Source organism: Burkholderia contaminans (assembly GCF_029633825.1).
Lineage (GTDB): Bacteria > Pseudomonadota > Gammaproteobacteria > Burkholderiales > Burkholderiaceae > Burkholderia > Burkholderia contaminans.
The window spans coordinates 3526770-3541876 of sequence record NZ_CP090640.1; the positions used below are offsets into that span (position 1 = coordinate 3526770).

The following is a 15107-nucleotide window of genomic DNA, read 5'->3' on the forward strand; positions in this document are numbered from 1 at the left end:
TTCTTGTCTGCGAGAAGTCGGCCAATCAATCGTCGGAAGCCGGATCGAGCCCCGGGAACAGCACTTCCGTGAAGCCGAAGCGCGTGAAGTCGGTGATCCGCATCGGATACAGCTTGCCGATCAGGTGATCGTATTCGTGCTGCACGACGCGTGCGTGAAAACCGTCGGCCACGCGGTCGATCTTCTCGCCGTACTGGTCGAAGCCGCTGTAGCGCACCTTCGCGTAGCGGCTGACGACGCCGCGCATGCCCGGCACCGACAGGCAGCCTTCCCAGCCCTCTTCCATGTCCGGCGGCAGGTACTCGATCTTCGGGTTGATCAGCACCGTCTCCGGCACCGGCGGCGCGTCCGGGTAGCGGTTGTTGTTGCCGAAGCCGAAGATGATGATCTGCAGCCCGATGCCGATCTGCGGCGCGGCCAGGCCGGCGCCGTTCGCGTGGTGCATCGTCTCGAACATGTCCGCGACGATCTCGTGCAGTTCGGGTGTATCGAACCGCTCGACCGGCTTGGCGACTTCGAGCAGGCGCGGATCGCCCATCTTCAGGATCTCGCGAATCATGGCGTATTACCCTCCAGGAGTTGGTGCAGGCCGTCTTCGTCCAGCACGGGGATGCCGAGTTCCTCGGCCTTCGCGAGCTTGCTGCCGGCTTCGGCGCCCGCGACCACGTAATCCGTCTTCTTCGATACCGAGCCGGCCACTTTCGCGCCCGCCGCTTCGAGCATTTCCTTCGCGGCATCGCGCGTGAGCGTCGGCAGCGTGCCCGTCAGCACGACCGTCTTGCCGGCCAGCACGCCCTGCGGCGCCTTCGGCGCGGGCGGCCCTTCCGGCCACGTCACCTTGCCCGGCGCGCGCAACTGCTCGATCACGGTCCGGTTGTGCTCTTCCGCGAAGAACTGGTGCAGCGACTCGGCGACGATCGGCCCGACGTCGTTGACTTCGAGCAGCTCTTCGATCGATGCATCCATGATCGGCGTCAGCGAGCCGAAATGCTTCGCGAGATCCTTCGCGGTCGATTCGCCCACGTGACGGATGCCCAGCCCGTAGATGAAGCGCGCGAGCGTCGTGTGCTTCGCCTTCTCGAGCGAGTCGAGCAGATTCTGCGCCGACTTCTCGGCGAACCGGTCGAGCTCGGCGAGCGTCGCGAAGCCGAGATTGAACAGGTCGGCCGGCGTGCGCACGAGATTCAGCTCGACGAGCTGGTCGATGATCTTCTCGCCGAGCCCGTCGATGTCGAGCGCGCGACGCTGCGCGAAGTGCCACAGCGCCTGCTTGCGCTGCGCCGGGCAGAACAGCCCGCCCGTGCAGCGCGCGATCGCCTCGTCCGGCAGGCGCTCGATCTTCGAGCCGCACACCGGGCATTCGGTCGGCATCACGAATTCGGCCGCATCGGCCGGCCGCCGGTCGAGCAACGCGCCGACCACCTCGGGGATCACGTCGCCCGCGCGGCGCACGATCACGGTATCGCCGATCCGGATGTCCTTGCGGCGCACCTCGTCCTCGTTGTGCAGCGTCGCGTTGGTCACGGTCGCGCCGCCGACAAACACGGGCTCCAGACGCGCGACCGGCGTGATCGCGCCGGTGCGGCCGACCTGCACGTCGATCGCGACGAGCTTGGTCAGTGCTTCCTGCGCGGGGAACTTGTGCGCGAGCGCAAAGCGCGGCGCGCGCGACACGAAGCCGAGGCGCTCCTGCTCGTCGCGCCGGTTGACCTTGTACACGACGCCGTCGATATCGTACGGCAGCGACTCGCGCTTCTCGCCGACCTTGCGGAAGAAGCCGAGCAAGCCTTCGGCGCCGTGCACGACCGCGCGCTCGCGGTTCACGGGCAGGCCGAGCGACTCGTACCAGTCGAGCAGCGCGCTGTGCGTATCGGGCATCGGCATCCCGTCAAGCACGCCGATCCCGTACGCGAAGAACGACAGCGGGCGCTGCGCGGTGATCTTCGAGTCGAGCTGGCGCAGGCTGCCGGCCGCCGCGTTGCGCGGGTTCGCGAATTCGCGCTGCTCGGCCGCGCGCTGGCGTTCGTTCAGGCGTGCGAAATCGCGCTTGAACATCAGCACCTCGCCGCGCACGTCGAGCACGGCCGGCACGTTCTTGCCCTTCAGCTTCAGCGGAATCGAGCGGATCGTGCGCACGTTCTCGGTCACGTCCTCGCCCGTCGTCCCGTCGCCGCGCGTCGACGCCTGGACGAATACGCCCCGCTCGTAGCGCAGCGAGATCGCGAGACCGTCGAACTTCAGTTCACATGCGTATTCGACGAGCTCCGTCACCGAGCCGGCGAGATCGGTCGTCTTGTCGAGCGCATCGGCGACACGCTTGTCGAATGCCACGATGTCCTCGTCGGCGAAGCCGTTGTTCAGCGACAGCATCGGTGCGTCATGGACGACCGGCGTGAAACCGCCGGCCGCCTCGCCGCCGACACGCTGCGTCGGCGAATCGGGCGTCACGAGTTCGGGATGGTCGGCTTCGAGCTGCTGCAGTTCGCGGAACAGCCGGTCGTATTCCGCGTCGGGCAGATCCGGCTGGTCGAGCACGTAGTAGGCGTAGTTCGCCTGCTCGAGTTGATCGCGCAGCCACGCGGCGCGCACGTCGGGCTGGCTGGCTGGCGGTTCGGCTTGGGTTCGGGCCATGCTGGCGGCAGAGTCGTTCTGAAAAATCGGATTTCCGATTATCTCAGTTTGACGCCGCAGCGGGGGCACACGATGCATGCCGCGCGGGCCCGCTGCAGCGCACACAAGCACGGCGCCGAAAGCCGCCGCCCGCCGAGCGCGCGTTACTGGCTGAAGAGGCGGCGCGTGACCGGCGAACCGGCCGGGATGCCGGCTTCCTCGAGCTTCGCGTACAGCTTCATCAGTTGCTGATCGATCGCGACCAGCGTCGATTCCGGCAGCGGCCGCCGCGAATCGTCGACGACCCGCGCGCCGATCCGCTCGGACAGCGATTTCGCGTAGTCGCACATCAGCCGGAACGGCAGGATGTCCTCTTCGGCGACCGGCACGTCGAGCACCAGCGTGATCATGTTGCCGCCCTTGTACGTGAGGTCGTCGCGCAGGAAGTTCGTGTCGCCGAACTGCAGCATGAACACGGGATTCTGCTTCGCGTCGAGCTTCACGAAACGCGTGCCGTCGCGCGACAGCAGCAGCCCGTCCTGCGACGCGACCGCCTGCACGTAGTTCGCCGACCACGGCGCGCCGTCCGACATCACGTTGATCGACAGCTGCGCGTCGCATTGCGCGGCAAACGCGTCGAGCTCGCGCGCCATCGCGACCGTTTCCATCATGTCCGGGAATTCCGGCGCGCCGTCGATCGCGTCGGCGAACTGCTGGACACCCGTCACGAATTCGGAGAACTCGAGTTCGTTCAGCGCACCGCTGCGGTTCGCGAGCTGCGCGGCCGCGCGCAGTTCCTCGTAGCGCACGCCGTTCTGCAGCAACTCCCACTGGCCGCCTTCCGGCTTGCCTTCGATGTGCACGGGCTTGCTGCCCGCGCGGCGCAGCCGCTGCGCGGCCGGCAGGATCTTGTCGCCCGGCAGCAACCCGCCGAGGCGGATCGGCACGATGCAGTCGATCCGGCGGTCGACGATCGCCGGCGGGGCCGACGAGATCGTCGTGGCGGCCGGCAGCACGGGTTCGGCCGGCTCGGCCGGTTCAGCGTGCGTGTCGTGCGCGGAAGCCGGCGCAGCTGCTTCGCCGGCAACCGGCGCGACCGACTCGGCCGGTGCATCGACGCCGGTCGCCTCGGCCTGCAGATCGGCCGGCGTGTCGGCAGGTGCCGCTCCACCGAACGTCGGCTCGACGCGCGCGACTTCGGCCGGCGTGCCGCCCGTGGCGGCCGCCGGGGTCGGTGCCGCGGGCTCGCGCCGCACCGGCTGGCGCACCGGCTCGATGAACGGCAATTCTTCCTCGCGTTCGGGGCGGTTCATCGCCTCGGCCGCCTCCTCCGGCATCGGGCGCGGCATCCTGCGCCGCACCTTCGCGCCCTGCCATGCGTTGTAGACCACGACGCCGCCCACCACGACGGCGCCCGCGCCGATCAAACCGAGTGTCAACTCGTCCATGCACGCTCCATCAGCAATTCTTGTTCGTCGGAACCGCGAACGGGCGCCCATGCGCCGCGCGAACGCGGTCCGGTTTCGTCAAACGTCAATTCTGGGCAAAACCCGCGGCGGTTTCCATGTCCACCGCAACGATCCGCGACACGCCCTGCTCCTGCATCGTCACGCCGATCAGCTGCTGCGCCATTTCCATCGCGATCTTGTTGTGCGAGATGAACAGGAACTGCGTCTTGTCGGACATCGCGCGCACGAGATTCGCGAAACGCTCGGTGTTCGCGTCGTCGAGCGGCGCGTCGACCTCGTCGAGCAGACAGAACGGCGCCGGGTTCAGCTGGAACATCGCGAACACCAGTGCGGTCGCGGTCAGCGCCTTCTCGCCACCCGACAGCAGGTGGATCGTCGCGTTCTTCTTGCCCGGCGGCTGCGCCATCACCTGCACGCCGGCGTCGAGGATTTCGTCGCCCGTCATGATCAGCTTCGCCTGGCCACCGCCGAACAGGCGCGGGAACAGGTCGCTGAAGTGACGGTTGACCTCGTCGAAGGTGCCCTGCAGCAGCGTGCGGGTTTCCTGGTCGATCTTGTGGATCGCGTCCTCGAGCGTCGTGATCGCGTCGATCAGGTCGGCCGACTGCGCGTCGAGGAACACCTTGCGCTCGCTCGCGGCCTTCAGCTCGTCGAGCGCGGCCATGTTCACCGGGCCGAGCGCGTTGATCGCGTTGTTCAGGCGCGTGACCTCGCCCTGCAGGTACGACGGCTTCAGATCAGGCGTGAGCTTCTCGCGCAGCGCTTCCTCGTCGACCTCGGCGGTCGTCAGTTGCTCGGCGAACTGCTCGACCGACAGGCGCGCGGCCTGCTCCTTCAACTGCAACTCGGTGATGCGGTCGCGCAGCGGCTGCAGCGAGCGCTCGGCGACGAGCCGCTGCTCGTCCGACGCGCGCAGCTTCGCGGTCAGGTCGTCGAGTTCGATCCGCGCGGCCTGCAGCGCCTCTTCCTTCACCGCGCGAATCTCGAGCGCGTCCTGCAGGCCCGTGTGCGCGGTCTGTTCGTTGATCGTCTCGAGCTCGGCGCGTGCGTCTTCGAGCGACGCGGCGACGCGCTCGCTCTGCTCGTGCGCGACCTGGATGCTGCGCTTGAGTTCGTCGATCCGCGTCACGGCATTGCGTGCGGCGAAGCGCGCGTCGTTCGCGCCGCGCTCCAGGTCACGCGCTTCCTGACGTGCTTGCGTCAGCGACTCGTCGAGTGCTTCGAAGGCGAGCTGGTTGTCCTCGAAGCGCGCCTGCAGTTCGGCAAGTTCGCCGTCGAAACGCTCGAAATTCGCTTCCGACTCCGCGCGCATCGCGCGCTGCTCTTCGATCTGCGCGCCGATTTCCTCGAGTTCCTCGCGGATCTGCGTGCTGCGCTGCGTGTAACGTTCGTGCGCCTGCGCGAGCTTCAGTACGTCCATCTGCAGCGCGTGCACGCGCTGCGTCGCGCGCTCGGCCTGCGCCCGCACGTCGCCGAGCGCCTGCGTGGCCTGCGTGTGCGCGGCTTCCGCGCGGACAGCGGCCGTGCGCGCCTCGTCGGCGAGCAGCGCCTGCGCACGCACCTGGCGCGTCAGGTTTTCGATTTCCTGCTGGCGGGCCAGCATCCCGGCCTGCTCCGAATCGGCCGCATACAGCTGCACGCCGACACGCGTGACGATATGGCCGGCCTTGACGACGAACGCGCCGCCTGCCGGCAGCTGCGCGCGCGTCGCAAGCGCCTGTGCGACGTCGTCGGCGACGTACACGTTGCCGAGCCAATCGTTCAGCACCGCGCGGATGCCCGCATCGTCGATGCGCACGAGCGACAGCACCGGACGCAGGCCGGCCACGGCCGCCGGCGGTTCACCGGCCGCGGGCGGTGCGTAGAACGCGAGCTTGGCAGGCGGTGCGTCGGTGGCAAAAGCCTTCACCCAGTCGAGATTCGACACTTCGAGCGCGGCGAGGCGCTCGCGCAGCACGGCTTCGAGCGCGGCTTCCCAGCCCGCTTCGACATGCAACTTCTTCCACAGACGCGGCAGCGCGCCGAGCTCGTGCTTGTCGAGCCACGGCTGCACCTTGCCTTCGGTCTGCACGTTTTCCTGCAGCTGCTTCAGCGCGGCGAGACGCGCCTCGAGCTGGTGGATCTGCGCGGCCTCGGCCTGCACGCGCTCCTGCGCGGCACGGCGCTCGCCATCGAGGCGCGGCACCGTTTCCTGCGCGTCGGCGAGGCGCGCCTGCGCTTCGGCCAGGATCTCTTCCTGCTCGGCGAGCTGCATGCGCAGCTCCTCGAGCTGCGCCTCGTCCGGCGCGTCGAGCCCGCCCGCTTCGCTCTTCAGGCGCTCATGGCGCTGCTGAAGCTGCTGGAGCTGCTGATCGGCGTTGCGCTGGTGCGCGGCTTCGAGCTTCAGCGACTGTTCGGTCTGCGCGATCCGGGCGCGCTCGTCGTTGAGCTGCGCCTGCGCATCGCGCCACTTCGCTTCGAGCGCCGGCAGCGCGTCGTGCTTCGCGGCGGCGTTGTCTTCGGCGAGCGCGGCCTTCTCGTCGGCCATCGCGCGCGCATCCTCGGCTTCCTCGAGCTCGTCCTGCGCCTTCTCGGCCTGCGCGCGCCATTGCTCGCGCTGTGCATTCAGTGCGGCGATCTGCGCCTGCACGCGATTGCGCGATTCGACGATGAACTTGATCTCGGCTTCGAGGCGGCTCACCTCGGCATTCGCTTCGTAGAGCGAACCCTGTGCGCCCTGCATCGCGTCGCTTGCCGAGTAATGCGCGACGCGCAGCGTCTCGAGTTGCGCCTCGACCTCGCGCAGCTTTGCCGTCTGCGCCTCGAGGTCGATCTGCGCCTGCTCGATCGCGCGCTGCTGCTTCTGCTGCTCGCCGGCGGCCTCGTTCTTGCGCAGCAGCCACAACAGGCGCTGCTTCTCCTCGCCGTCGGCGACGAGTTCCTTGTACTTGGTGGCAACGACGGCCTGCGCCTCGAGCTTCTCGAGGTTCGCGCCGAGTTCGCGGACGATGTCCTCGACGCGCGTCAGGTTCTCGCGCGTGTCGTGCAGGCGGTTCTCGGTTTCGCGGCGGCGTTCCTTGTACTTCGACACGCCCGCGGCTTCCTCGAGGAACACGCGCAGCTCTTCCGGCTTCGCCTCGATGATCCGGGCGATCATGCCCTGCCCGATGATCGCGTACGCACGCGGCCCGAGGCCGGTGCCGAGGAAGATGTCCTGGATGTCGCGGCGGCGCGCCGGCAGGTTGTTGATGTAGTAACTCGACGTGCCGTCGCGCGTGAGCACGCGCTTCACGGCGATCTCGCCGTACTGGCCCCACTGGCCGGCCGCGCGGCCGTCGGAGTTGTCGAAGATCAGTTCGACACTGGCCCGGCTGCCGGGCTTGCGGGCGGTCGAGCCGTTGAAGATCACGTCCTGCATCGATTCGCCGCGCAGCTCGGAAGCGCGCGACTCGCCGAGCACCCAGCGCACGGCATCGATGATGTTGGACTTGCCGCACCCGTTCGGGCCCACCACGCCGACAAGCTGGCCCGGAACCTGGAAATGCGTGGGATCGACAAAGGATTTGAAGCCAGCGAGTTTGATCGAGCTCAGACGCACGGCGGTATCGGATGTGAAGAAGGTGTGAAACGGACGGAGCCGCACTGCGCGAGGCCCGACGGCCCATGCGCGCGATGCGCCCCGGAATTCAAAAGCGGGGCCGCGCGCATACAGCGTTGGGCCCCGCAAACGGCTTCCATCATACCATCGCGCGTGCGCCGTCCCGACCGTCGCCGGGTTTGTCCGGTGCCGGCGCGGCGCGATGGACCCGGCTCGACAGCAGCGTCGCCAGCACGATGCACGCGCCGCCCGCCCACTCGCGCGCGGTCGGCAGCTCGTTCGCGAACACCCATGCCGACAGCGCGGTGATCACGATCTCGAACAGCATGATGATCGACGCACGGTTCGCCGGCACGCGCGCCAGCCCGTATTGCACGAGCAGGTTGTTCGACGCCATCGTCACGCCGATCGCGACGATGATCAGCGCGGCCGTGCCGAGGTGGCCGCCCGCCGGCGCAGCCGGTATGCCCTCGAACAGCGACGCGATCGCGCCGAACACGGCCGCGCCGCCGAACAGCGTCGCAGTACGCATCTCCGCGCGCATCTCCGGCAGCTCGCGGCTCGCCTTGATCACGAGCACGTTGCTCATCGCGAAGCTCAACCCGGCCGCGAGCCCGGCCCATTCGGCCGGGGTGGCCGGCAGCGGCAGGCCGAGCGCCGGCGACCACAGCATCAGCATCGCGCCGCCGATCGACAGCGCCGCGAGCCCCGCGCCGGCCCAGGTCAGCCGCTCGCGCAGCAGGAAGTGCGCGTAGATCGCGGTCCACGCGGGAGTCAGGTAGAACAGCAGCATCACGCGCAGCACTTCGCCGTGGATCGTGCCCCATACGAACCCGAGGTTCGTCACGCCGGCCGTCACCGCGATGCCGGGCAACACCCAGTGCCAGCGCAGCGTCGAGATCGTGCGGTGTCGCGCAACGATCACGAACAGGAAGGCGACGAGGCTCGTCAGCGCGCTCGCCAGCGTGCCCGTCACGCCGAGCGACGCCAGGATCCGCAGCGGATACCAGATCAGGCCCCATACCGACGCGCCGATCAGGATGGCCAGCGTCGGCAGGCTGCCGCGTACCGCGTTGTTCATTTGGTTCAATACCCCTTATTCGACCGGCCCGGCCGCCGTTCCGGCAGGCCGTGACCGCATTCCGTCACGCTATAATCGTCCGTTGCGACCCGCGCGCCATCGGCGTCCGTTCGCAGCCGCGCGGCGCGCCCGCCGCTTCTTTCGCTCCAACCGGCCGCGATGGCCGCTTCGCCCGTGAACCCTCGACTCGACTCGCTCCAGCCCTATCCCTTCGAAAAGCTGCGCGCCCTGTTCAAGGACGTGACGCCCTCCGGCGCCCTCAAACCGATCAGCTTCGGCATCGGCGAGCCCAAACATGCGACTCCGGCGCTGATCCGCGACGCCGTGGTGGCCGCGCTCGACGGTCTCGCGTCGTACCCGGCCACTGCCGGCTCGGACGCGCTGCGCACGTCGATCGCGCACTGGCTCGAGCGCCGCTACGGGCTGCCGGCCATCGATCCGGCCACGCAGGTGCTGCCCGTGTCGGGGTCGCGCGAGGCGCTGTTCTCGCTTGCGCAGACGGTGATCGACGCGCGCCCGACCGAACAGGGCGAGAAGGCGATCGTACTCTGTCCGAATCCTTTCTATCAAATTTACGAAGGCGCGGCGCTGCTGGCCGGTGCCGAACCCTATTTCGCGAACAGCGACCCGGCCCGCAACTTCGCGTGCGACTACGCGTCCGTGCCCGACGAAGTCTGGGCGCGCACGCAACTGCTGTACGTCTGCTCGCCGGGCAACCCGACCGGCGCCGTGCTGACGCTCGACGACTGGCGCGAGCTGTTCGCGCTGTCCGACCGCCACGGTTTCGTGATCGCGTCCGACGAGTGCTATTCGGAAATCTATTTCGACGAAGCGGCGCCGCCGCTCGGCGGCCTCGAGGCCGCGCACCGCCTCGGCCGCGGCTTCGAGCGGCTCGTGATGCTGTCGAGCCTGTCGAAGCGCTCGAACGTGCCGGGCATGCGCTCGGGCTTCGTCGCCGGCGACGCGGCACTGCTGAAGAAATTCCTGCTGTACCGCACGTATCACGGCGCGGCGCTCTCGCCGGTCTGGCAGCACGCGAGCATCGCCGCGTGGAACGACGAGGCGCATGTGCGCGAGAACCGCGCGCTGTACCTGCAGAAGTTCAATACCGTCACCCCGATGCTCGCCGACGTGATCGACGTGAAGCTGCCCGACGCGGCCTTCTATCTGTGGGCCAACGTGTCGCGCACCGGCCTGTCGGACACCGAGTTCGCCCGCCGCCTGTACGCCGACTATAATGTGACGGTTCTGCCCGGCTCGTACCTGGCGCGTGATGCGCAGGGCACGAATCCGGGCCGCGATTTCATCCGGATCGCGCTCGTCGCGGGCACCCCCGAATGCGTCGAGGGCGCGCAACGCATCGTCGATTTCTGCCGCTCTCTCGCGCGGTAATCGTTCATCCGATCAATTCCATCCATCTCCTGCGAAAACGAACATGTCGCAACAACTTCAGCAAATCATCGATACCGCCTGGGAAAACCGCGCCGAGCTGTCGCCGAAGGCCGCACCGGCCGACGTCCGCGAAGCCGTCGCGCACGCGATCGAGCAGCTCGACAAAGGCGCGCTGCGCGTGGCCGAGAAGATCGACGGCAACTGGACCGTGCACCAGTGGCTGAAGAAGGCCGTGCTGCTGTCGTTCCGCCTGGAGGACAACGCGCCGATGCCCGCCGGCGGCTACTCGCAGTTCTACGACAAGGTGCCGTCGAAGTTCGCGAACTACACCGCTGAAGATTTCGCCGCGGGCGGCTTCCGCGTCGTTCCGCCGGCCATCGCGCGCCGCGGCTCGTTCATCGCGAAGAACGTCGTGCTGATGCCGTCGTACACCAACATCGGCGCATACGTCGACGAAGGCACGATGGTCGACACGTGGGCAACGGTCGGCTCCTGCGCACAGATCGGCAAGAACGTGCACCTGTCGGGCGGCGTCGGCATCGGCGGCGTGCTCGAGCCGCTGCAGGCGAACCCGGTCATCATCGAAGACAACTGCTTCATCGGCGCACGCTCGGAAGTCGTCGAAGGCGTGATCGTCGAGGAAAACTCGGTGATCTCGATGGGCGTGTACCTCGGCCAGAGCACCAAGATCTACGACCGCGAGACGGGCGAAGTCAGCTACGGCCGCATCCCGGCCGGCTCGGTCGTCGTCGCCGGCAACCTGCCGTCGAAGGACGGCTCGCACAGCCTGTACTGCGCGGTGATCGTCAAGAAGGTCGACGCGAAGACGCGCGCGAAGGTCGGCCTGAACGAGCTGCTGCGAGGCGACTGATGGCGAAGCCGCACACCGTGGTCGTCTACGGCATTCCGAACTGCGACACCGTGAAGAAGGCCCGCGTGTGGCTCGACGATCACGGCGTCGAATTCGAGTTTCACGACTTCAAGAAGCTCGGTGTCAGCGCACCGCTCGTCGAGGACTGGCTGAAGGACGTGTCGCTCGACGCGCTCGTCAACAAGCGCGGCACGACGTGGCGCGGCCTGGACGACGCGATGAAGGCGGCCGCCGAAACGAAGGCCGGCGCGGTCGCGCTGATGATCCACAAGCCGTCGGTCATCAAGCGCCCCGTGCTGGTGATCAACGGCCGCGTGAAATCGCTCGGCTTCGTGGCCGATCAATACGCGGCGCTGTTTGCCGCATAGGGCTGCCCGTGCTGCGCCTGTCGGCGCAGCCCGACGTCTTGTCGCTGCCGGCCACCGCGCCGGCATTTTTTATCGAAAGTGGTCCGAACCATGTCCGCCACCCTAGCCCTTACCGAACAGCTGATCGCCCGCGCGTCCGTGACGCCCGACGACCAGCATTGCCAGCAGATCATGACCGAGCGCCTCACGGCGCTCGGCTTCGAATGCGAGACCATCGCGTCGCACGGCGTGACCAACCTGTGGGCCGTCAAGCGCGGCACCGACGGCCGCGACGGCAAGCTGCTCGCGTTCGCGGGCCACACCGACGTCGTGCCGACCGGCCCGCTCGAGCAGTGGAGCTCGCCGCCGTTCATCCCCGCCCATCGCGACGGCAAGCTGTACGGCCGCGGCGCGGCCGACATGAAGACGTCGCTCGCGGCGTTCGTCGTCGCGTCCGAGGAATTCGTCGCAGCGCATCCCGGCCATCGCGGCGCGATCGCGTTCCTGATCACGAGCGACGAAGAAGGCCCCGCCACCGACGGCACCGTGAAGGTCGTCGAGCTGCTCGAAGCGCGCGGCGAACGCATGGACTACTGCATCGTCGGCGAGCCGACGTCGACCACCGAGCTCGGCGATGTCGTGAAGAACGGCCGTCGCGGCTCGATGTCGGGCGAACTGGTCGTCAAGGGCGTGCAGGGCCACATCGCGTATCCGCACCTCGCGAAGAACCCGATCCACCTGCTCGCGCCGGCGCTCGCCGAGCTTGCCGCCGAGCAGTGGGACGAAGGCAACGAATACTTCCCGCCGACCACCTGGCAGGTGTCGAACCTGCACGCCGGCACCGGCGCGACCAACGTGATCCCCGGCCATGCCGACCTGCTGTTCAACTTCCGCTTCTCGACCGCCAGCACGGTCGAGGGCCTGCAGGCGCGCGTGCACGCGATCCTCGACAAGCACGGCCTCGAATACACGCTGAAATGGTCGGTGAGCGGCCTGCCGTTCCTCACGCCGCGCGGCGAGCTGTCGGGCGCGCTGGAAAACGCGATCCGCGCCGAGACCGGCATCACGACCGAACTGTCGACCACGGGCGGCACGTCGGACGGCCGTTTCATCGCGCGCATCTGCCCGCAGGTCATCGAGTTCGGCCCGCCGAACGGCAGCATCCACAAGATCGACGAGCACATCGAAGTGCGCTTCGTCGACCCGCTGAAGAACGTGTACCGCCGCGTGCTCGAACAACTGATCGCCTGATGGAGCCTCGCATGACGACACCTTTTGCCACAGTTCGCGACCTGCTGCGCTACGCGGTCACGCGCTTCTCGAAGGCCAAGCTCGCGTTCGGCCACGGCTCCGACAATGCATACGACGAAGCGGCCTACCTCGTGCTGCGCACGCTCGATCTGCCGCTCGACACGCTCGAGCCGTTCCTCGACGCGCGGTTGCTGCCCGACGAAATCGCGGCCGTGCTCGCCGTGATCGAACGGCGCGCGACCGACCGCGTGCCGGCCGCGTACCTCACGCATGAAGCGTGGATGCATGGCCACCGCTTCTACGTCGACGAACGCGTGATCGTGCCGCGCTCGTTCATCGGCGAGCTGCTCGACGACGGGTTGCAGCCGTACGTCGCCGATCCCGAGCAGGTCGGCGCGGTGCTCGAGCTGTGCACGGGCTCCGGCTGCCTCGCGATCCTCGCGGCGAGCGCGTTCCCGAACGCCGAGATCGACGCGGTCGACCTGTCCGACAAGGCGCTCGAAGTCGCCGAGATCAACGTGCGCGACTACGGCCTCGAAGACCGTATCGGGCTGCACCGCGGCGACCTCTACGCGCCGCTGCCCGCGTTCCGCACCGATCCGGGCTCGCGCTATGACGTGATCCTGACGAACCCGCCGTACGTGAACGCATCGTCGATGGCCGCGCTGCCGCCCGAGTATCGGCACGAGCCGGAGATGGCGCTCGCGGGCGGCGATGACGGGATGGACATCGTGCGACGTATCGTCGCCGAGGCCCATCGCTGGCTGCACGACGACGGCGTGCTCGTCGTCGAGATCGGCAACGAGCGCGAAAACGTCGAAGCCGCGTTCGGCGGCCTCGAACTCACGTGGCTGCCCACCAGCGCGGGCGACGACGCCGTGTTCCTGATCCAGGCGTCGGACCTGCCCCGCAAGGCCTGAGCCTTTCCGGCTCGCCCACCGTGCGGTGCACCGTTGCGCCGCACGGTTGGGTAAGATGCGCGTAGGCGGCCGCCCGGCCGCGCGACCTCAGGAGTCCGTCACGCGCCCATGACCCTCGACTGGCTACATCTCGGCACCCTGATCCTGACCATCCACGTGCTCGGGATTGTTGCGGCGTTCCACGCAATCATGAACACGCGCACGTCGCAAGGCGCGATCGCGTGGGCCGTCTCGCTCGCGGCCATGCCGTACCTGACGCTCGTTCCGTACCTGTTCCTCGGCCGCAGCAAGTTCTCCGGCTACGTCGACGCCCGGCGCCACGAGCTGGAAATGTTGCGCATGCACACACCGCGCTCGCCCTGGCTCGCGACCGACGCCACCGACGGGCCGGCCGCCGACGCGATCGGCCAGGCCGCGGTGCTCGCGCTCACGCGGCTCGGCGGCATGCCGTTCCTCGGCGGCAATTCGGTGCGCACGCTCGTGAACGGCGATGCGACGTTCTCGGCGATCCTGGCGGCTATCGACGCCGCGCGTGACTACGTGGTGGTGCAGTTCTTCATCGTGCGCGACGATGCGCTCGGCCGGATGCTGCGCGACTCGCTGCTCGCGCGCGCGGCGGCCGGCGTGCGTTGCTGCCTGCTGTACGACAGCATCGGCAGCTTCGACCTGCCGCACAGCTACGTCGACACGTTGCGCCGGGGCGGCGTCGAGGTTCACCCGTTCGCAACCAACCGGAAGTTCGTCAACCGCTTCCAGCTCAACTTCCGCAACCACCGCAAGATCGTCGTCGTCGACGGCAATTGCGCGTTCGTCGGCGGCCACAACGTCGGCGTCGAGTATCTCGGCGCGAAGCCGCGCCTGTCGCCGTGGCGCGACACGCACATCGAGATCCGCGGCCCGGTGGTCGCGAGCATCCAGTACGTGTTCGCCGAAGACTGGCACTGGGCCACGCAGAAGCTGCCGCCGCTCGCGTTGCCGCCGCCCGCGCAGCCCGGCGACAGCATGCATTGCCTCGCGGTGCCGATGGGGCCTGCCGACAAGCAGGAGACGGGCTCGCTGTTCTTCGTCGAGGCGATCAACGCCGCGCGCGAGCGGGTCTGGATCACCACGCCGTACCTCGTCCCCGACGAAGCCGTGATTTCCGCACTGAAGCTCGCCGTGATGCGCGGCGTCGACGTGCGTATCCTGATCCCGAGCCGGCGCGATCACTACGTGGTATTCGAAGCGTCGAAGCTGTACGCGCGCGACCTGGTCGATGCGGGCGTCAAGGTGTTCCGCTACCGGCCCGGCTTCCTGCACCAGAAGGTCGTGCTGATCGACCGCATCGCGGCGGCGATCGGCAGCGCGAATCTGGACAATCGCTCGTTCCGCCTCAATTTCGAGATCATGGTGCTGACCGTCGACCGCACGTTCGCCGACGAAGTCGAGACGATGCTCGATGCCGATTTCGCGCAGGCGTACGAGGTCGATGCGAACGAATACCGCCGGTCGCCCGCCTGGCGGCGCATCGCGATGCACGTCGCGCGGCTGTTCGCACCGATCCTCTAACGGCCGAGGTGGCGGCGCCCGTGCGATCCGCACCGGCGCGG

At 68.1% G+C, this 15107-nt stretch carries 11 protein-coding genes; 6 read left to right on the forward strand and 5 right to left on the reverse strand.

Annotated features, from left to right (window positions below; all coding sequences use genetic code 11):
- Positions 1–25: 25 nt before the first annotated feature.
- From def to LXE91_RS16485, 5 genes are all read right to left on the reverse strand, one after another.
- Complete coding sequence (gene def, locus LXE91_RS16465; protein ID WP_039342702.1) at positions 26–559, reverse strand: peptide deformylase; 534 nt, start codon at positions 557–559, stop codon at positions 26–28.
- The gene (gene ligA / locus LXE91_RS16470) at positions 556–2631 is read right to left on the reverse strand and encodes an NAD-dependent DNA ligase LigA (protein WP_039342699.1); all 2076 of its coding nucleotides are present in this window, start codon (positions 2629–2631) and stop codon (positions 556–558) included. Before ligA ends, def begins: the two co-directional genes overlap by 4 nt.
- Before the next feature lie 143 nt (positions 2632–2774).
- Positions 2775–4058, reverse strand: a complete 1284-nt coding sequence (locus LXE91_RS16475; protein WP_039342696.1) for a cell division protein ZipA C-terminal FtsZ-binding domain-containing protein — start codon at positions 4056–4058, stop codon at positions 2775–2777.
- 85 nt (positions 4059–4143) lie between these two features.
- Positions 4144–7656: a chromosome segregation protein SMC gene (smc, locus tag LXE91_RS16480; RefSeq protein ID WP_039342887.1), complete on the reverse strand. Its 3513-nt coding sequence runs from the start codon at positions 7654–7656 to the stop codon at positions 4144–4146.
- A 139-nt stretch (positions 7657–7795) separates the two neighbouring features.
- The gene (locus tag LXE91_RS16485) at positions 7796–8737 is read right to left on the reverse strand and encodes a DMT family transporter (protein ID WP_039342693.1); all 942 of its coding nucleotides are present in this window, start codon (positions 8735–8737) and stop codon (positions 7796–7798) included.
- 159 nt (positions 8738–8896) lie between these two features.
- Here LXE91_RS16485 and dapC point away from each other — a divergent pair, with 159 nt between their 5' ends.
- From dapC to cls, 6 genes are all read left to right on the forward strand, one after another.
- Positions 8897–10129, forward strand: a complete 1233-nt coding sequence (gene dapC / locus LXE91_RS16490) for a succinyldiaminopimelate transaminase (RefSeq protein WP_039342690.1) — start codon at positions 8897–8899, stop codon at positions 10127–10129.
- A 43-nt stretch (positions 10130–10172) separates the two neighbouring features.
- Positions 10173–11000, forward strand: coding sequence for a 2,3,4,5-tetrahydropyridine-2,6-dicarboxylate N-succinyltransferase (dapD, locus tag LXE91_RS16495; RefSeq protein ID WP_006478479.1), 828 nt, complete (start codon positions 10173–10175; stop codon positions 10998–11000).
- Positions 11000–11368: an ArsC family reductase gene (locus LXE91_RS16500; protein WP_039342680.1), complete on the forward strand. Its 369-nt coding sequence runs from the start codon at positions 11000–11002 to the stop codon at positions 11366–11368. The genes dapD and LXE91_RS16500 overlap by 1 nt, the downstream gene beginning before the upstream one ends.
- A 90-nt stretch (positions 11369–11458) precedes the next feature.
- Positions 11459–12598 (forward strand): succinyl-diaminopimelate desuccinylase, encoded by a 1140-nt coding sequence (dapE, locus tag LXE91_RS16505; RefSeq protein WP_039342677.1) that lies wholly within the window; start codon positions 11459–11461, stop codon positions 12596–12598.
- Between the two features lie 11 nt (positions 12599–12609).
- Positions 12610–13518 carry a 50S ribosomal protein L3 N(5)-glutamine methyltransferase gene (gene prmB / locus LXE91_RS16510; RefSeq protein ID WP_039342673.1) on the forward strand — a complete coding sequence of 303 codons (909 nt, stop codon included), beginning with the start codon at positions 12610–12612 and terminating at the stop codon, positions 13516–13518.
- Positions 13519–13626: 108 nt separating this feature from the next.
- Positions 13627–15066 carry a cardiolipin synthase gene (gene cls, locus LXE91_RS16515; protein WP_039342669.1) on the forward strand — a complete coding sequence of 480 codons (1440 nt, stop codon included), beginning with the start codon at positions 13627–13629 and terminating at the stop codon, positions 15064–15066.
- Positions 15067–15107: the final 41 nt, after the last annotated feature.